At 43.8% G+C, this 19,421-nt stretch carries 17 protein-coding genes; 14 read left to right on the forward strand and 3 right to left on the reverse strand.

What is annotated here, in order from left to right; all coding sequences use genetic code 11:
* The first annotated feature begins 110 nt into the window (after positions 1–110).
* Entirely contained in the window at positions 111–422 is a 312-nt protein-coding gene (locus AB4589_RS04545; RefSeq protein ID WP_304568374.1) for a DUF6482 family protein, read from the forward strand.
* Positions 423–520: 98 nt separating this feature from the next.
* On the opposite strand, the gene mutH is transcribed toward AB4589_RS04545, so the two are convergent.
* Positions 521–1,186: a DNA mismatch repair endonuclease MutH gene (gene mutH, locus AB4589_RS04550; RefSeq protein ID WP_086017877.1), complete on the reverse strand. Its 666-nt coding sequence runs from the start codon at positions 1,184–1,186 to the stop codon at positions 521–523.
* A 616-nt stretch (positions 1,187–1,802) separates the two neighbouring features.
* Here mutH and rppH point away from each other — a divergent pair.
* The 7 genes from rppH (at position 1,803) to AB4589_RS04585 (ending at position 9,354) form a co-directional block, all read left to right on the forward strand.
* Entirely contained in the window at positions 1,803–2,321 is a 519-nt protein-coding gene (gene rppH / locus AB4589_RS04555; protein WP_009848435.1) for an RNA pyrophosphohydrolase, read from the forward strand.
* Positions 2,322–2,323: 2 nt separating this feature from the next.
* Positions 2,324–4,573, forward strand: a complete 2,250-nt coding sequence (gene ptsP, locus AB4589_RS04560) for a phosphoenolpyruvate--protein phosphotransferase (RefSeq protein WP_372099542.1) — start codon at positions 2,324–2,326, stop codon at positions 4,571–4,573.
* Positions 4,574–4,581: 8 nt separating this feature from the next.
* Positions 4,582–5,373 (forward strand): sulfite exporter TauE/SafE family protein, encoded by a 792-nt coding sequence (locus AB4589_RS04565; protein ID WP_372099544.1) that lies wholly within the window; start codon positions 4,582–4,584, stop codon positions 5,371–5,373.
* A 57-nt stretch (positions 5,374–5,430) separates the two neighbouring features.
* Positions 5,431–6,252 (forward strand): prolipoprotein diacylglyceryl transferase, encoded by an 822-nt coding sequence (lgt, locus tag AB4589_RS04570; RefSeq protein ID WP_372099546.1) that lies wholly within the window; start codon positions 5,431–5,433, stop codon positions 6,250–6,252.
* A 9-nt stretch (positions 6,253–6,261) separates the two neighbouring features.
* Positions 6,262–7,113: a thymidylate synthase gene (locus AB4589_RS04575; RefSeq protein WP_017098344.1), complete on the forward strand. Its 852-nt coding sequence runs from the start codon at positions 6,262–6,264 to the stop codon at positions 7,111–7,113.
* 152 nt (positions 7,114–7,265) lie between these two features.
* Positions 7,266–8,660, forward strand: a complete 1,395-nt coding sequence (locus AB4589_RS04580; RefSeq protein ID WP_372099548.1) for a transcriptional regulator — start codon at positions 7,266–7,268, stop codon at positions 8,658–8,660.
* 217 nt (positions 8,661–8,877) lie between these two features.
* A complete protein-coding gene (locus AB4589_RS04585; RefSeq protein WP_372099549.1) occupies positions 8,878–9,354 on the forward strand; it encodes a hypothetical protein in 477 nt (158 codons plus the stop codon).
* Positions 9,355–9,659: 305 nt separating this feature from the next.
* On the opposite strand, the gene AB4589_RS04590 is transcribed toward AB4589_RS04585, so the two are convergent.
* Complete coding sequence (locus tag AB4589_RS04590; RefSeq protein ID WP_017102996.1) at positions 9,660–10,805, reverse strand: Na/Pi symporter; 1,146 nt, start codon at positions 10,803–10,805, stop codon at positions 9,660–9,662.
* 388 nt (positions 10,806–11,193) lie between these two features.
* Here AB4589_RS04590 and nhaR point away from each other — a divergent pair, with 388 nt between their 5' ends.
* Both nhaR and AB4589_RS04600 read left to right on the forward strand, forming a co-directional pair.
* On the forward strand, positions 11,194–12,084 hold the full coding sequence (gene nhaR, locus AB4589_RS04595) for a transcriptional activator NhaR (RefSeq protein ID WP_009848442.1): 891 nt from the start codon (positions 11,194–11,196) through the stop codon (positions 12,082–12,084).
* 100 nt (positions 12,085–12,184) lie between these two features.
* Positions 12,185–12,478: a metalloregulator ArsR/SmtB family transcription factor gene (locus tag AB4589_RS04600; protein WP_009848443.1), complete on the forward strand. Its 294-nt coding sequence runs from the start codon at positions 12,185–12,187 to the stop codon at positions 12,476–12,478.
* Positions 12,479–12,698: 220 nt separating this feature from the next.
* Here AB4589_RS04600 and rpsT read toward each other — a convergent pair whose 3' ends face one another.
* Positions 12,699–12,959 (reverse strand): 30S ribosomal protein S20, encoded by a 261-nt coding sequence (rpsT, locus tag AB4589_RS04605; protein WP_012603273.1) that lies wholly within the window; start codon positions 12,957–12,959, stop codon positions 12,699–12,701.
* Between the two features lie 250 nt (positions 12,960–13,209).
* On the opposite strand from rpsT, the gene murJ reads away from it, so the two are divergent.
* From murJ to lspA, 4 genes are all read left to right on the forward strand, one after another.
* Positions 13,210–14,772 (forward strand): murein biosynthesis integral membrane protein MurJ, encoded by a 1,563-nt coding sequence (gene murJ, locus AB4589_RS04610; protein ID WP_372099551.1) that lies wholly within the window; start codon positions 13,210–13,212, stop codon positions 14,770–14,772.
* Between the two features lie 70 nt (positions 14,773–14,842).
* Positions 14,843–15,778 (forward strand): bifunctional riboflavin kinase/FAD synthetase, encoded by a 936-nt coding sequence (gene ribF, locus AB4589_RS04615; protein WP_012603275.1) that lies wholly within the window; start codon positions 14,843–14,845, stop codon positions 15,776–15,778.
* A 63-nt stretch (positions 15,779–15,841) separates the two neighbouring features.
* Complete coding sequence (gene ileS / locus AB4589_RS04620) at positions 15,842–18,700, forward strand: isoleucine--tRNA ligase (RefSeq protein WP_372099553.1); 2,859 nt, start codon at positions 15,842–15,844, stop codon at positions 18,698–18,700.
* 158 nt (positions 18,701–18,858) lie between these two features.
* Positions 18,859–19,359, forward strand: a complete 501-nt coding sequence (gene lspA, locus AB4589_RS04625) for a signal peptidase II (protein ID WP_009848445.1) — start codon at positions 18,859–18,861, stop codon at positions 19,357–19,359.
* The last annotated feature ends 62 nt before the right edge of the window (positions 19,360–19,421 follow it).

The raw sequence follows: 19,421 nt of genomic DNA on the forward strand, positions 1-19,421 counted from the left end.
CTTAAGTGAACGGCATTAAAGCTCTTGCTTCTCTTTTTTTGCTTTTTTAAGTCGTTATCTAGTAAAGGTAAATAGTTCGGCTAAGCTTTACAGAGCAAGGGAGGCTGACTATGCAGAAGCATCAATTAGACATGTGGTTACATGGAGAGCACAAAGACTCTTATCAGACACCGAAAGTGTACGTTATTGGTTGCTCTGATATCTCTGAATATTTACTGGCGGTGGAGTACAAACACAAGCTAGAACCGGTAAAGCAAGACGGCGAGCCGCTTCACTTTGGATCCTTGGAGCAAGTGAAAGAGGAATTACTCCGGCTTGGCTTTGAAAAGGCCTACCTTCGCTTGCACAACGCGTATGATGAGTTTGGTAATGAACCCAACCAAAGCTACTGCGATATTGAACTGGCGCTCAAACCTCATTAGAGAGTATTTTTAACGAGCGTTGTAGTGAGAAATTACTTCTAAATTGAGACGGTTTATAACGTACTGATCTTTTAGCCTATCTATGCTAGATAAAACCTCTATGCGTAATGGGTTGTCAGCAATCTGTGGGTGAATTGAGTTCGTAGATAGAAACCACGAGGTTTGGTCTTTATTGGTTTTCCACTTGCACCGTAAGCTTCTGTTAACACTCGACTGTTGGCGGCTTTTGGTCGCAAATGCAGTGCTTCGCCGTGTCTTGCTGTTATCTGTTCAACATTACCTAACACGATCAGCTCCATGAGCTCTTCCCAATCCCTTTTTAAGATCTCGTCTTCCGCTTGGGTTGGTGTCCACAATAAAGGGGATCCTACATGCCTTTCTGCCAGTGGGATCTCTCTTTCTCCCTCTACCGGGATCCACAACACTTTAGACAGCTTGTTTCGAACGTGACTGGTTTCCCACGTTATGCCTTGCACGCCCATCAATGGCGCGACACAAACAAAGGTGGTTTCGAGTGGCTTCCCTGAATAACCAATCGGGATACTTTTTAGCTCGATCCCGAGCTTGGCAAAATCTTGTTCTGGTTTACTGCCAGCTGGCGCACCCAAGTGCCATTCCAATAGTTGTCCAACCCAGCCTTTATCTCGCTTTAGGTCGTTTGGTACAACCATATTGGCTTCATCGGCGAGCTCTTTGAAGGTCATTCCTGCAATAGCATATGCTCTGTCTAACAGCTCTTGTTGTGTTTGTGGTTCTGGTTTCATAATAAAAGGCATGATCAAAAAAATGATTTTACCAGAAGTTATCACCATATGACGACTGGTTAAGAAATGATCGCCTTGCTAGAAAAGGGATCAAACTCATGGTTATCCACAGGACATGAAGGTAATTAATTGAAATATTAATTTAGTGGATAAATAAACAGGGGTTTGCAGGGGGTAAAATGCTTGCTAAATAGGGTTTGAAATGAATCTTTCACTTACTAGTGTGGATAAACATCGGAGTGGTTGATCTTTAACCATGGGTGATTTTTAAAAGATCTTTTTATTTTTTCATGTTTTTAAAATTGATGGATTTGTTTTAATTTATTGATTTTTAATTGTTTTTGTTGTCAGTGGATGGGTTTTTGTTTTTGGTTCTGATAAATCTATGGATTAAAAAAAACGATTGCGGGTAATTCTTCACATAGTTATTCACAGAAAAGGTGAATAAATGTGGTCTATGTCTCACTCTTGTGTGGGTAACTAAGATTTGAGCAAAACTTATCCATATTCGTAGTTATTATTCATAAATATAGCGCTTGTCACGTCACTAAGTTTGCTCCGATTGGGGATATGTGGAAAAATCAGTGTAATTAAAAATTTAGATAGAGGTTGGCCAGTGATAGATGGCGATGGTTACCGATTAAATGTTGGTATTGTAATCTGTAACAACCATGGTCAGGTCTTCTGGGCTAAACGATACGGGCAACATTCATGGCAATTCCCTCAAGGGGGGATAGATGAAGGTGAAACTCCGGAACAGGCAATGTACCGCGAGTTATATGAAGAGGTTGGCCTTACTAAAAAGGATGTAAAGATCGTCGCGACAAGTCGTCATTGGTTACGCTATAAGCTGCCCAAACGACTGGTTCGGTGGGATTCTAAACCTGTCTGTATTGGACAAAAACAGAAGTGGTTTCTTTTACGCTTAGATTGCGATGAATCGCATATCAATATGCAGCGTGGAAGCACACCTGAGTTTGATGGTTGGCGTTGGGTGAGTTACTGGTACCCAGTTCGACAAGTTGTATCTTTCAAGCGAGATGTTTACCGTCGAGCGATGAAAGAATTCGCATCTTTAGCAATGCCGTTTAAAGAGCGAAAAACAAAAGGAAAGCGCAAATTGCGTAGAGGTTAAGCATGCTCAGCCAACTAAGGGAAATAGTTGAACACGTATCAAGAGTTGAAGATGTGTCGACGGCTCTTGATATTTTGGTTAAAGAGACATGCAGCGCGATGCAGACGGAATGTTGCACCGTGTATTTGGCAAATAATGATATGCAGCGTCTTGAGTTGATGGCAACTCAAGGCCTGATCTTCAAAGGCAATAGTATTCACATTGGTTTTGACGAAGGTTTGGTTGGCCTTGTTAAAAGAAGTGCTGAACCTATTAACCTTGCACAGGCGTCTGCTCACCCTGCTTATAAGTTTTTTCCCGAGCTTGGAGAAAAGGTTTATCACTCTTTTCTCGGCACTCCGATTATCTATCGCAAGCAAGTGCTTGGCGTATTGGTCATTCAACAGAAGTCCCCCCGTTTATTCAGTGAGATGGAAGAATCCTTCCTTGTTACACTCTCAGCACAACTTGCGGTTATTGTGGCGCATGCCCAAACTCAAGGCCATTGGCTGTTAGAGCAACAGAAGCTACCTGCGACCAAAGGTATTGCAGCTTCATCGGGTGTGGCGATTGGTGACTTATGGTGGGACAACACTCAGCCTGAACTCACCGATGTTTACCCTGCTTCGACGCTCAATGTTGAAAGGGAGCATGAGCTGTTGGCAGTCGCTGTCGAAAATGCTCTCAATGATTTTAAGCGAATGCGAAAGCGTTTAGACAGTGAAATCAATAAAGACGCGTTGGCGATCTTTGATCTGTTTACTCACTTACTCAACGATCCCATGTTACGTAAGGATCTCAAGAGTCAAATTCAGAAAGGCGACAAAGCCGATTGGGCATTGAGACAGGTTGTTGAGAGTTACTCTAACCGTTTTGCTCGTATGTCAGATGTGTACCTTCGGGAGAGAGCGCAAGACGTCCGAGAGCTTGGTCAAAGACTGCTCTATTTCCTCCACAATTCTGAACATGAACTTCGCACGTTAGATAAACCGATTATTTTGGTGGTTCGTGAGTTAACGGCCTCTGTATTAGCGTCTATTCCTAAAGAAAAACTATTAGCGGTTATTTCCTTGGAAGGGGCGGCGAACTCGCACGCAGCGATTTTATCTCGAGCGCTTGGCATACCTTCAGTCATGGGGGTAAATCTTAACTTAGCTCAAGCTAATGGTAAGCGAGCGATTGTTGATGGGTATAGCGGTGAGATCTTTATTGAGCCGACTAAAAGCCTACTCAAAGAGTATCGAGGGCTGATTCTAGAAGAGAGTGAGCTCTCATCTATGGTCAATCGCGAGCTGTACCTTCCGGCAAAAACCCAAGACGACAAGCAAGTCGAGATCCTGCTTAATGCGGGCTTGAGTGCAGACACTAACATCGCTATCAACCAAGGCGTTGATGGCGTAGGGCTGTATCGAACTGAAATCTCTTTCTTGTTGCAGCAAAGATTCCCGTCAGAGGACGAACAATTCAAGCAGTATCGTTCTGTGCTGGCAAGCTACCCAGAGAAACAAGTGGTGATGCGTACACTCGATATCGGTGGTGATAAGGCGTTACCTTACTTCCCAATAGAAGAAGACAATCCATTCCTTGGTTGGCGTGGTATTCGTTTTACCCTTGATCACCCCGACATCTTTATTATTCAGTTACGTGCGATGCTACGTGCGAGCTGTGAAAGCCATAACTTGAGTATCTTGCTGCCGATGATTTCTGGTGCGCAGGAGCTGGATGACGCGTTCCAACTGATTGAACAAGCGTATGACGAAGTGCATGAGCTTGATAACCGAGTGCGTATGCCGCGTATCGGTATCATGATTGAAGTGCCATCCATGCTTTACCTTCTTCCGCTTATTGCGGATAAAGTTGATTTCGTTTCGGTGGGCACCAATGACTTAACTCAATATTTATTGGCGGTTGACCGGAACAATTCCCGTGTCTCTGATGTCTATGAATCCATGCACCCTGCAGTGATCATGGCATTGAAACATATCCATGATACTTGTAAGCAATATCAATTGCCGGTGTGTATATGTGGAGAGCTTGCGGGTGATCCAATGGGTGCATTGCTCTTGATTGGGTTAGGGTATGAGACGTTAAGTATGAACACCTCAAATGTCGCAAGGACTAAGTATTTGATTCGTCAATCTAAGCTTAGTGAACTGCAAGATTTGGCAAATGAGGCGCTATCAAAACCGTATGGAAGTGACATCTATAGTATGATGCTCAACTATTTCGAAGAGCGTGAATTTACAGGCTTCATTCGAGCGGGTAAAAAATAGGATTTAACGTGTCATATGAACTGACAGGCTTGCTAGCAGGCCTTGGTGCTATTGTTGGTGTTTTAGCTGGCTTGTTAGGCATTGGTGGTGGTTTGCTGGTGGTTCCTGCTTTACTCTTTTTGCTTCCTAAAGCGGGTATCCCTCAAGAGTTTGCGATGCAAATGGCATTGGCTACCTCGTTATCAACCATTATCGTTACGTCGGGATCGTCTGCGATTAACCATTTAAAATTGGGTAACGTAGAGATATTTGTCGTTAAATGGTTGATGCCCGGAGTGGTGGTCGGTGGCTTCCTAGGTTCTTTCGTGGCCGATGTGATTCCAGCTCAATACTTACCAAAAGTCTTTGGTGTGATTGTCTTGGTATTGGCGTTGCAAATGCTGTTGTCTATTCGCTCTAAGAGCCAAAAGTCGATGCCGGGTTCAGCTAAAACCGTGTTGTGTGGTGGCGGTATTGGTTTGGTATCAAGTTTAGCGGGCATTGGCGGTGGGTCTTTGTCGGTACCTTTCCTCAATCATCACGGTGTGGAAATGCGTAAAGCCGTCGGCTCATCTTCGGTATGCGGTTGTGTTATCGCGATTTCAGGAATGCTAGGTTTCATTTGGCATGGATCTTCTGTCGATGATCTTCCTGCGTATAGCTTAGGTTATGTTTATCTGCCGGCTTTGATTGCGATATCTTGTACCTCAGTGTTGACCACTCGAGTGGGTGCGAAACTGGCCACTCAATTACCAACCTCTGTTCTGAAGAAATTCTTTGCGGTATTTTTAATGTTTATAGCAGCGACAATGCTGCTGTAGTGTCTTTTCTGTTAGCTATTGAGCTAACCGTTAATCAATTTAGATAGAGAGCCAAGTATGTCTCAGGGTTTTATCGAATTCCCAAATATCGATCCTGTTCTTATTGAACTAGGACCAATCTCAGTTCGTTGGTACGGCCTTATGTACCTTGTTGGTTTTATGTTTGCTCTTTGGTTAGCAAATCGCCGAGCGGATCAACCAGATAGTGGTTGGACTCGAGAGCAAGTATCAGATCTCCTGTTTGCTGGCTTCCTTGGTGTGGTGCTGGGTGGTCGTATTGGCTACGTGCTTTTCTACAACTTTGAACTTTTCCTAGCAGACCCGCTTTACCTCTTTAAGGTATGGACCGGTGGTATGTCTTTCCACGGTGGCTTGCTTGGTGTAATTACTGCTATGTTCTGGTATGCGAAAAAGAACGGTCGAACGTTCTTTGGTGTCGCAGATATGATAGCGCCATTGGTGCCATTTGGTTTAGGCATGGGTCGTTTAGGCAACTTCATGAACAGTGAGCTTTGGGGCCGTGTGACTGATGTGCCATGGGCAATCGTATTCCCGAATGGTGGTCCACTTCCTCGTCACCCATCTCAACTTTACGAGATGGCGCTTGAAGGCATTGTGTTGTTCTTCATCTTGAACTGGTTTATCAAAAAGCCGCGTCCTCTTGGTTCTGTGTCAGGGTTATTCCTAGCAGGATATGGTACATTCCGCTTCTTAGTTGAATACGTACGTGAACCTGATGCTCACCTAGGTTTGTTCGGTGGATTTATCTCTATGGGACAAATTTTGTCACTGCCAATGGTTATCATCGGTGTGCTGATGATGGTGTGGGCATACAAGCGTGGTCACTACAAAGATGAATTACCACAACAAACGAAGTAAGGAATTGGTGTGAAACAGTATTTAGATCTCTGTCAGCGTATCGTTGATGACGGTACTTGGATTGAAAATGAACGCACAGGCAAGCGCTGCCTAACTGTGATCAATGCTGACCTTGAATATGATGTTGGTAATAACCAATTCCCACTGGTAACAACACGTAAAAGTTTTTGGAAAGCGGCAGTTGCTGAATTGCTTGGCTATATCCGTGGTTACGATAATGCTGAAGATTTTCGTAAGCTAGGGACTAAAACTTGGGATGCGAATTCTAACCTGAATGAAGCATGGTTAAATAATCCTTACCGCAAGGGTGAAGACGACATGGGTCGTGTTTATGGCGTTCAAGGACGTGCATGGGCAAAACCTGACGGCGGTCATATCGACCAACTGAAGAAAATTGTTGATGATCTAAAAAACGGCATTGATGACCGCGGCGAGATCTTAAACTTCTATAACCCAGGTGAGTTCCACATGGGTTGTTTGCGTCCGTGTATGTACAGCCATCACTTCTCTCTACTTGGTGATACTCTGTACCTAAACAGCACTCAGCGCTCTTGCGATGTACCGCTAGGCCTGAACTTCAACATGGTTCAAGTGTATGTGTTCCTCGCTATCATGGCGCAAATCACAGGCAAGAAAGCGGGCGTGGCTTATCACAAGCTTGTTAACGCACATATCTACGAAGATCAACTCGCACCTATGCGTGATATCCAGTTGAAGCGTGAGCCTTTAGCGGGGCCAACATTCCATATCAATCCTGAGATTAAGTCTTTAGAAGATTTGGAAACGTGGGTGACGATGGATGACTTCTGGGTTGAAGGCTACGAATGCCACGAAGCGATTAAGTACCCATTCTCGGTTTAATCTAATCTGCTTTGACTGACTGACTGACTGACTGACTGACTGACTGATTGAAAGGTTGCCTTTGTGCAGCCTTTTTTATTTCTGATGCTTGGCTTGCTTACTATTCGTAAAACCAATAATCTTGAGTGGTCTTTTCTAACCACAGAACTACTATGACTCGCTCGCATTGCTTTGTATTGCAACACGACTTTCCTATTTCTTTCTACCCTGATAAAAACCAGTTGGTGATTGATAGTGAAGAGATTCATTTAGAGCCATTGCAGGCAAAGTTACTCAGTTATTTCATCGAAAATCGCGGACAAGTGGTTAGCACTCAGCAGATAGCCTCGGATGTGTGGCAAAGAACTCAAGTGTCTGACAACTTGGTCAGACAGGTCATCAGTTTACTGCGTAGTCAGCTTCAGGATAAATCACGGCCTTATCGCATTATTCAGACTATTCCTAAGCAGGGTTACCTGTTCGATGTTGAGGTGACTCAACCTAGTGTCGAAGTTGCCCCCGTCGAGAGTGTATCTCAACTTGAACCTAAAGCTCTTGTCGCTAAGTCGAAAAAGAAAACCATCGCACTGATTACAACCGCAGTATTCTCGATGGGCTTGATAGCAATTTGGGCATGGCAAAGCGATATCCCAACCAATGACGCTACGGTTATTTCTGATCATCAAAGTGATGTAATTCCCGTTTATATCCATGACATAACACTCGACTCTGCGAACGACTATGAGATGTCAGAAAGTGTCTATAACTACCTTTTCTATGGATTGAATTCGGCTAAAAACTTATCGGGTTACCATTTCTCTCAGCTATCGAAACAGGGCAAGCAATCACTTACCAACAATGGTGTCGAGCTCAAAGGTTGGCTCAAAGAAAAGGGTGGGGAGTATGTGTTGAGCGTGCTTGTACAAAACAACCGCCAACCCAATCAAAGTCAGAAAGTGGAAAAGCGCTTTAGCCAAGATAATTTCTTTGATGCCATTGGAGATGTCATTCTCGAGATCAAAGCCATTATTGCGCCAATGAATGCAGAGTATGGAGTGGTAAGCCATCGAGTGACTTCGATTAATAACTACGACGATTGGAAGGTTATCTCTGAGGGGATTTCTCTTTTTTACCAAGGTAAAGGTGGTCAGCCATTTTCGGATATCGCTACTCAATTGGAAACGATTCAACAGCAAGGGCGAGATAATTATCTGGTTAATGCTTTACTGTCGTATTCGGAATCTCTGGCTTACTTACAAGGCCATGAACAGGAAGATCGTGAACAAGCGTTACTATTGGCAAAGCAAGCCTTCGAGATGAACCCACGTTGTGATATCGCTAATCTTACGTTGGGTCTTGCATTGTTAATCAACCAACATGCTAATCAAGCTTTCCCTTACCTCTCTTACGCTGCTGAAAGTACACCGAGCCCTATCAGCTTTTATCTGCTCAGCGTTGCTGACAAGCTGTCGGACAACCAAAAAGGTTCGCAATACAACTATCAACGCTACACCGAAGTGAAAAAAGAGCATAACGGTCAACTGTTTGATCTTATTGAATCTTTATAAAAAACAAACCTTTCCTAAACCACAAAATTCTCTTTGAAGTGAAGACGTTGAGTTACCGCTAATAGTAACGGCTCTTCCGCAAGGTTTCCTTGTGCCAACAGACTTCTCAACATGTTTGATTATTGTTTGGACTTAGGCTCGATTGCCTTGCATCAAGCGTAAAAACATCGACTTCCACATACTGGTCACCAAATCATTTATTATTTGGGGTATACACATGTTGAAGAAGTTTGCTTTTCAGATCATTCCAATTCAGATCTTCTTATTCGTCTTTTGGTTCAAAAATGGCTTTATCGATAAAGTGATGGGCGTGCTACTTGGCTTCATTACACCCGATACCGCTTATTCGGGTGACACTTGGGCTGGCTGGAAAGGCTATATTGTCGGCACTTGGGATAAGAGCCAAGTAGGTCATGTTTTACTGAGCCCTACGTTCGATTTTATGTTTCCTATTCTGATTGCTTTGCAATGTTTACCATTTTTATTGGTACTTCGCTCGGTGATAGCTGGTGAATTCATGGCCGGTAAAGAGCGACCGTGGTTACTCTATGCGGCATTCGCTTCTCTGTTTGTGACTGCTTGTATGGCTTTCACTCAAACCATCACAGGCGCAAGCGACGGGCAGTATCTATGGCAATTTATCGGCTTCGGCATGGTTGCCATTATGTACCTGCGTAATGAGCAAGGTCAGTAAGCGTTTTTTAGATGCGAGATAAGGGGAGTTAGATACAAGTAGAAGAGATTCGTGATACTAAGATCAAAAACCTCCGTCATTCCCTATCACGCTCGTTCCTCGCTGTAGGGAATGACGGGGATATATAGATGCGAGTAAAACGGGCTTTTCGTTACTCGTTCACTCGCATCCATCCTGTATCTGCTTTCAACTTGTCACTCGCTACTCCAATCTTCTTTTTGTTTCCCACATCTGCCTTTCAGAAAAGAAAAAGCCCGCAACCTAGGAGGTTGCGGGCTTTGCTATAAGCGATGTTTGTTTTGCTATTAAGCTGTCAGTGCTAACACGCTACCAGGCAGTACAAGGAATACCGCAACAAGATAACCTGCCACTACAGCTTTGTTTTTCACTGCCATGTCTGAAATGATATCAGCGGCTTTCACTGGCAGTTCACGTAGGAACGGAATACCAAAGATGAATACCGTTGCCATGATGTTGAACACCAAGTGTACTAGAGCAATCTGTAGTGCGAATACTGCAAACTCACCAGATACTGCTGTCGCTGCTAATAGCGCGGTAATACACGTACCGATGTTTGCACCTAAAGTGAATGGGTAAACGTCACGTACTTTAAGAACACCTGAACCAACTAGTGGAACCATCAAACTTGTTGTCGTTGAAGAAGACTGAACAAGGATAGTAACGATAGAGCCAGAAGCGATACCGTGGATAGGGCCTCGACCAATTGCATTCTTTAGAATCTCACGAGCACGGCCAACCATTAGGCTCTTCATTAGCTTACCCATTACCGTGATAGCTACGAAGATAGTCGCGATACCTAGAACGATAAGCATAACCCCACCAACAGTGTCGCCAAACGTTGATAGTGGTTCTTTAATCGCACTTACAACAGGCTTAGTGATTGGCTTGATGAAGTTAAGACCACCCATGCTCATATCACCTGTTGCTAGCATCGGTGATACTAACCAGTGAGAAATTTTCTCTAGAATACCAAACGCCATCTCTAGTGGTAGGAAGATAGCAACGGCTAATAGGTTAAAGAAGTCGTGAATCGTCGCACTTGCGAATGCACGTTTGAACTCATCTTTACAACGAACATGACCAAGGCTAACTAGCGTATTGGTTACCGTAGTACCAATGTTCGCACCCATGATCATAGGGATTGCTAGCTCAACAGGTAAACCACCTGCCACAAGGCCAACGATAATTGAAGTAACTGTACTTGATGATTGAATAAGTGCTGTTGCTACTAAACCAATCATTAAGCCTGCAACTGGGTGTGAAGCAAATTCGAAAAGAACTTTTGCTTGCTCGCCTGTTGCCCATTTGAAGCCTGTACCAACCATTGAAACTGAAAGTAATAGTAGGTAAAGCATGAATGCCAAGTTAGCCCAGCGTAGCCAACGAGTTGTGCTCGAGATAGGCGCTGCTGCAGTAGTAGCTTGGTTCATAATGTTTTCTCCATTGGACCGTTTTAGTCTGTGTTTGGTCTGTTTGTTTAATCTGAGCGTGATGTTAGAGAACAAATATTTCAGTAATATTACATTTTGGTTTAGGTGAGACTTTTTTGTGATGATTTGCTCTTTAAATATTTGGTCTTGAAATGGTGGTGGTTTAACTTGTTGTTTTTAAAGTTTTTTGTTCGTGTTTTTGATAGGTGATGTAGATCTTAAAAGTTAGAGAAAAATTGAAAATAATCGTTGAAATATTACATTATGAAATCAGACACTTCGTAAAAATAAGTAGTAATTGATAGTTATGTATAGTTTTTCCGAGTTTGTTGAGTGGAGGTGTCATATTTGATATAACAGGTTATCTTCTCTTTTTTACGGCACATTTATGTCGCATCTCAACTATAACCACCTTTATTACTTCTGGATGGTTTGCAAGCAAGGCTCTGTTACTAAAGCTGCAGAAGCCCTATTCCTAACACCACAAACGGTAACAGGTCAGATAAAAGCCTTAGAAGAGCGTATGGATGGTAAGTTAACCAAGCGTAATGGTCGCAGTGTTGAGCCGACAGAGCTTGGGCAGTTAGTCTTTAAGTATGCTGATCGTATGTTTGGCCTGAGTTACGAGATGCTGGATATCGTGAATTACAGCCAGCACTCCAATATTCTGTTCGATGTCGGTGTTGCGGATGCACTGTCCAAAAGATTAGTCAGTAAGATATTAATGTCGACTATCCCACCCGATAACAGCATTCATTTACGCTGCTTTGAATCGACTCATGAAATGCTACTTGAACAACTTTCTCAGCATAAGCTCGATATGATTTTGTCAGACTGCCCGGTGGATTCTAGCCAAAGCCCAGGCCTGTTTAGTAAAAAGTTGGGTGAGAGTGGTATGAGCTTTTTCAGTTCAGGTAATGTGGAAGGTGTTAACTTTCCTGCTGTATTAGAACAAAAGAAACTGTTAATCCCAGGAAGTCGAACTTCGATGGGGCGTAAAGTACTGCAATGGTTTGATAGACAAGGACTTAAGCCTGATATTTTGGGTGAGTTTGATGACGCGGCATTGATGAAGGCTTTCGCTCGTTACCACCACGACGCTATTTTCTTAGCGCCTACGCTATATATGTCAGAGGTTGAGGAAGATACGTCATTGCAATTGTTGGGGGGAATCGAGGAGTTAAAAGAGGAGTACTACGTCATATTTGCTGAGAGGATGATCCAACATCCAGCAGTAAAAAATGTATGTGACGCAGATTTTAGCAAATTGTTCGAGTGAGCTTGTTTGTTAATGAATTGATATCGATTATCATGACTTCATAATCTGCCGGAAATACTGATAACCCGGACTTGGCGTAAAGGTTGTATGGAGCCAAACTATGAACTTAAAAGAGATGGAGAAGAATTCAGCACAAGCTGTGATTCTACTCAAAGCCATGGCCAATGAGCGTCGCTTACAGATTCTGTGCCTATTGCATGGTACTGAGCTGTCGGTTGGGGAGTTGTGTGGCAAGTTGGAATTGAGTCAATCTGCTTTATCTCAACATCTTGCTTGGTTGAGAAGAGATGGTTTGGTCGAAACTCGCAAAGAAGCTCAAACAGTGTATTACACATTGAGCAGTGAAGAAGTAAAAGCGATGATTAACCTGCTGCATGGTATGTACTGCAAGTAGTTTATTGCTGGTGGGGGAAGTGATTTCTTACCAGGGGTAGGGTCGACACAAGGAAGTGTCAGTATTTCATGTCGAACGTTAGTGCCTATCAGCAAACCGCATATCTTTAAGTAAACCAAGTAACGCTCAGCAAGAAAAATCTCTGTGTTAATCAAAATTTAGATATAAAAAAACCGGCCGAGGCCGGTTTTTTTCGTTTTGCGTTGTAATCAAATTTCTATTAAAGAGCTTTGATTGCAGCAGCGAAACGAGACTTATGACGTGCAGCTTTATTCTTATGAATAAGGCCTTTAGTCGCCATGCGGTCTAGAAGAGGTGTAACTTCTACAAGAGCAGCAGTTGCAGCTTCTTTATTGCCAGCTTCAATAGCTGCAATAGTTTTTTTCATGTAAGTGCGCATCATAGAACGACGGCTAGCATTGTGCTGGCGACGTTTCTCAGCTTGGATAGCGCGCTTCTTAGCAGATTTACTGTTTGCCAAGGTCTAACTCCCAAAAACTTAGTTCGGTGACAATTTAAGGGCGAGGACTATCCCTCATAGGCGCTTAATTGTCAAATGATTTGTGCAAAAACCAATCGTAGCCAAACAAACTTTGGTATGGAAAGGTCATCGCGGTTAAGATGGCGGGGATTCTAACAGCATTTTTAGACCAATGCTAATAAATATGCTTCTTAGGACAGGATAGTATTTATCCTCGCTTGAAAGTAATCAACCAGTGTCAGAGGTTTGTGTGAGTAAACGACTATTAAAGTCAGGCCTGATTGTCAGTGCAATGACTTTTGTTTCCCGCGTATTGGGGCTAGTACGTGATGTAGTAGTAGCAAATTTGATGGGAGCAGGAGCGAGTGCCGACGTATTTTTCTTCGCTAATAAAATCCCTAATTTCTTACGTCGACTTTTCGCAGAAGGTGCCTTTTCTCAAGCGTTTGTTCCTGTATTAACAGAATATCACGCTGCTGGTGATAAAGATAAGACTCGAGATTTAATTGCCAAAGTATCGGGCACGCTCGGGGTACTAGTTTCTATCGTCACCGTTATCGGGGTGTTGGGCTCGGGTGTCATCACTGCGATGTTTGGCGCAGGTTGGTTTATCGATTGGTTAAATGATGGCCCAGCAGCACCAAAATTTGAGCTGGCGAGCTTTATGCTCAAGATTACCTTTCCTTATTTATGGTTTATCACCTTTGTTGCTTTATCTGGTGCAATCCTCAATACCATGGGCAAATTTGCGGTTTCGTCATTTACCCCTGTGTTCCTGAACGTAATGATCATAGGTTCAGCATGGTTTATCTCTCCTAATTTAGAACAACCCGAAATTGGCTTGGCCATCGGTGTGTTTCTTGGTGGTTTAGTCCAGTTCCTTTTCCAAATGCCTTTCTTGATTAAAGCGGGTGTGTTGGTTAAGCCGAAGTGGGGGTGGAGAGATCCCGGTGTAGTTAAGATCCGCACGCTAATGATCCCTGCCTTGTTTGGTGTGTCAGTGAGCCAAATCAACTTGTTGTTCGATACCTTCATTGCCAGCTTTCTAGCAACCGGCTCTATCAGTTGGCTATATTATTCGGATCGATTATTGGAATTCCCACTCGGTTTGTTTGGTATTGCTATTGCGACGGTTATTCTTCCTGCTTTGTCGCGTAAACACGTAGACGCTCAAGGGGAAGGGTTTGCTCATACCATGGACTGGGGCGTGCGCATGGTTTTATTGCTAGGCATTCCTGCAATGTTAGGTCTTATTGTTTTAGCAAAGCCGATGCTGATGGTGCTCTTCATGCGTGGCGAGTTTTCACCACACGATGTACAGCAGGCTTCCATGTCTTTGGTGGCATACGCTTCAGGCTTGCTTAACTTCATGTTGATTAAAGTGTTGGCTCCGGGCTATTACTCACGTCAAGATACTAAAACCCCTGTGAAGTACGGCATCATTGCGATGGTCACTAACATGGTGTTCAACGCGATCTTCGCTTATTTCTATGGTTATGTTGGTTTGGCAATCGCAACGGCGTTATCTGCGTTCGTGAACATGACTCTACTTTATCGTGGTCTGCATATAGCGGGTGTTTATAGTTTAACCAAGACTACATTGTTGTTTAGCCTTAAATTATTAGTATCTGGAACTGTGATGGTTGGCGTGATTTTATGGCAACTAGACAATATGCAGCTGTGGCTTGATTGGAGCTTCAACCAAAGAGCGTTGACGCTAACAGGGTTGATCGCACTTGGTGGCTTTGCTTATATTGTGTCGGTACTGGTTTTAGGTATCCGAGTAAAACATTTAAAAGCAGCGACAGATTAATACTGATTAGTATATAATCCGTCGGTTTCACACAATAAATGATGCAAATAACAGGTTTTAGCTGATCACAATGGAACTGATCCGAGGTATACACAATATTAAAGCACAGCATCATGGCTGTGTATTAACCATAGGTAACTTCGATGGTGTTCATTTAGGGCATCAAGAGGTTCTGAGTCAGGTTTCTAAACAAGCTACAGCACTGGGACTCCCTTCTGTTGTCATGACGTTTGAACCGCAACCTATGGAGTTGTTTGCTAAAGGTCGAGCGCCAGCGCGTTTAACTCGCTTACGAGATAAGTACGTGCAATTGAGCAAGCTAGAGATTAGTCGTTTATTGTGTGTGAATTTCAATCAGTATTTTGCAAGCTTGTCTGCGGAAGCGTTCATTAAGGATCTTTTGGTTGATAAGCTTGGTGTGAAATTCTTGGTGGTTGGTGACGACTTTTGCTTTGGCAAAGGCCGAACAGGTAATTTCGCTATGCTTAAAGAAGCGGGCGAAAAATATGGTTTTGAGGTGGTGAGCACCCAAAGCTATTGCTTAAACCAATTACGAGTAAGCAGCACTGAGATACGAAATGCGTTAGCGGCTAATGACTTGGCTTCTAGTGCTACCATGCTTGGGCGTGACTACAGTATCAGTGGTCGTGTTTCTCATGGTCGTAAACTAGGGAGAACTATCGGTTTCCCTACCGCTAATATTCCATTAAAACGTTGTGTTTCTCCTGTGTCGGGAGTGTATGTTGTTGAAGCATTAGATATCGACGGTGTTCCTGTCGGTGGTGTTGCTAATATTGGACAACGACCAACAGTTAATGGTGTAAGGCAGCAATTAGAAGTACATTTTTTTGACTTTAAAGCCAATTTATATGGTAAACAGTTAGAAGTGCGACTTTTGCACAAACTGCGCGACGAGATAAAGTTTGAGTCGTTCGACGCATTAAAGAATCAAATAGAATTGGATGCTGAAGCCGCAAGGGTGTGGCTGCTTCAGCTAAAGAATTAGTCGGATAATTCCACCGATTAACATAATGTCTAACTTCGCCCAATATAACGGAATTAAGAATCGATGAGTGATTATAAAGATACCCTGAACTTACCAGAAACAGGGTTCCCAATGCGTGGCAATCTGGCAAATCGTGAACCAGAAATGCTGAAGCGTTGGTACAAAGAAGACCTTTACGGTGAGATCCGTAAGGCAAAGAAAGGTAAAAAATCTTTCGTACTGCATGATGGCCCTCCATACGCGAACGGCGACATTCACATTGGCCACGCGCTGAACAAGATTCTTAAAGACATTATTATCAAATCTAAGACCCTTTCTGGTTTTGATGCACCGTACATCCCTGGTTGGGACTGTCACGGTCTTCCAATCGAGTTGATGGTTGAGAAGAAGAAAGGTAAGCCTGGTCAGAAGATTTCAGCGGCAGAATTCCGCGAAGAGTGTCGTAAGTACGCTGCGGGCCAAGTTGAAGGTCAGAAAGAGAGCTTCAAACGTCTTGGTATCATGGGCGAGTGGGATAAACCTTACCGCACTATGGATTTTGGAACTGAAGCGAACATCATTCGTTCTCTAGGCAAAATCGCAGACAAAGGTCACCTTCTTAAAGGTTTCAAACCAGTTCACTGGTGTACTGACTGTGGCTCTGCTTTGGCTGAAGCTGAAGTTGAATATAAAGATAAAGTGTCTCCATCTATCGATGTGAAATTTACAGCAGCTGACGAAGCGGCTCTACTAGAGAAATTTACTCTAGCGGAAGGTCACGCGGGTCAGGGCGAAATCTCTATCGTTATCTGGACGACAACACCGTGGACTCTGCCGGCTAACCGCGCAGTATGTCTACGTGATGATCTTGAATACGTACTTATCCAAGTTGAAGCGAATGGCGAACAGCCTGCTCAACGTATCGTTGTTGCTTCTGAACTAGCAAAAGACGTAATGGATCGTGCGGGTATCGAGCATTTCCATAACCTTGGTTTTGCTACTGGTGCTGAGCTTGAGCTTTCTCAATTCAACCACCCGTTCTACAACTTTACGGTTCCTGCTGTTCTTGGCGACCACGTTACAACTGACTCTGGTACTGGTGTGGTTCATACCGCTCCTGGTCACGGTCAAGAGGATTTCGTGGTTGGTAAGAAGTACAACCTAGAAATCGCTAACCCAGTTGGTTCAAACGGCGTTTACCTGCCAGATACTGAGCTATTTGCTGGTCAGCACGTATTCAAAGCGAACGACTCTGTTTTAGAAGTTCTAAAAGAGAAGGGTGCACTACTGCATCACCACGCTTACGAGCACAGCTACCCACACTGTTGGAGACACAAAACTCCAATCATCTTCCGTGCAACACCACAATGGTTCATCTCTATGGATCAAGCTGGCCTACGTGCAAAAGCACTAGAGTCAACAAAGAGTGTTGAATGGATGCCTGAATGGGGTCAAAGCCGTATCGAAGGTATGATCGAAGGTCGCCCCGAGTGGTGTATCTCTCGTCAACGTACTTGGGGTGTGCCAATTGCTCTGTTCGTTCATAAAGAAACATCAGAACTTCATCCAGATAGCCCAACTCTTATTGAAAAAGTAGCGAAGCTTGTGGAAGAAAAAGGCATTCAAGCTTGGTGGGATGTAGATGCTGCTGAACTGATGGGTGCTAAAGACGCTGACAAGTACGAGAAAGTACTTGATACGTTAGACGTATGGTTCGACTCAGGTGTAACGCACTTCTCTGTTGTGGATTCTCGTGAAGAGTACAACTTCCCGAATGAAGAAAGAACGCACAGTGCTGATCTTTACCTTGAAGGTTCTGACCAACACCGTGGCTGGTTCCAGTCTTCTTTGATTTCATCTATCGCGATGAAAGACGAAGCACCATACAAGCAAGTGCTAACGCACGGTTTCGTGGTTGATGGTAACGGCCGTAAGATGTCTAAATCTATCGGTAATGTTGTTGCTCCTAAAGATGTAACGAACAAACTAGGCGCAGATATTCTACGTCTATGGGTTGCTTCTACGGATTACACTAACGAAGTTGCGGTTTCTGACGAGATTCTTAAGCGTTCTGCTGATGCATACCGTCGTATTCGTAACACGGCTCGTTTCTTCCTAGCGAACTTGAACGGTTTCAACCCTGAAACTGACCTAGTGCCTGCTGAAGAAATGGTAGCACTTGATCGCTGGGCTGTTGGCCGTGCTCAAGCTGCACAAGAAGAGATTGTTAAAGCATACGGTGAGTACAACACTCATGGTGTAACTCAACGTCTAATGCAGTTCTGTTCTATCGAAATGGGTTCTTTCTACCTAGACGTAATTAAAGACCGTCAGTACACAGCGAAGCAGGGCAGCCATGCTCAACGTAGCTGCCAAACGGCGCTTTACTACATCGTAGAAGCTCTAGTTCGTTGGATGGCTCCTATCATGTCGTTCACTGCAGATGAAATCTGGAACGAGATGCCAGGCGAACGCGACACGTTTGTATTCACAGGCGAGTGGTTCGAAGGCCTATTTGGTCTTGCTGACGACGAAGAGCTAAGCAACGAATTCTGGACTGAAATCCAGTCAGTTCGTGGCGCAGTGAACAAGCTTCTTGAAGATGCTCGTAAAGAGAAAACGATCGGTGGTGCATTGCAGGCTGAAGTGACTCTATACGCTGACGACGCACTGGCTGCTAAAATCAACAAGCTAGAAGATGAGCTACGTTTCGTACTTATCACCTCTGCTGCTGTTGTTAAGCCGCTTAGCGACAAGTCTGATACAGCTCAAGCGACAGACGTTGCAGGTTTATACGTTGAAGTTGCAGCAACTGAAGCTGAGAAGTGTGACCGTTGCTGGCACCACACTCCAGATGTAGGCACAATCGAAGGTCACGAGAAAATTTGTGGTCGTTGTGTGTCGAACATCGACGGTGAAGGCGAAGTGCGTAAGTTCGCATAACGACTCAGAGAAAGACTGAACTTTTTGTAAAAATCATAGCCCCAGTACCAACTGGGGTTATTTTTAATTATAGGAAATGTGTTTAGTCAAGTTTGGTAATCAAGGTCACTTAAATTGAGTAACAGTGAATACCAACTTCGTAAATACTAGGAATAGAAATGAGTGAAGTTTCGTTAAAACAATCTGGTGTGCGTTGGTTATGGTTGGCCCTACTGGTCTTCCTTGCTGATATCGGTATCAAACTCTTTGTTATGGACAACATGGGTTATGGCTGGGCAAACCGTATTGAGGTGTTGCCATTCTTTAACTTTTTGTACGTGCATAACTACGGTGCAGCATTTAGCTTCTTGAGTGATCAAAGTGGTTGGCAGCGCTGGTTATTCACTGGTATCGCATTTGCAGTAACGGGGATGCTGACGTACTGGATGAGCAAGCTACCAGCAACAGATAAGTGGAACAACATTGCTTATGCGATCATCATTGGTGGTGCTGTTGGCAACGTGTTCGACCGTGTTGTACATGGCTTTGTCGTCGATTACTTAGACTTCTATTGGGGTACTTACCACTGGCCTGCATTTAACCTAGCGGATATGGGAATCTGTATCGGCGCCGCGATGATCATCTTAGATGGTTTCCGTAAGAAAGATGAAAGCCAATAGACTACTCAGACATTAATGAGTATCAAGCAAATCGCTTTGTAATAGATTGTCCTAAAGTCAGC

It is taken from the genome of Vibrio sp. 10N.222.49.A3 (assembly GCF_041475145.1).
Taxonomy (GTDB): Bacteria; Pseudomonadota; Gammaproteobacteria; order Enterobacterales; family Vibrionaceae; genus Vibrio; species Vibrio tasmaniensis_A.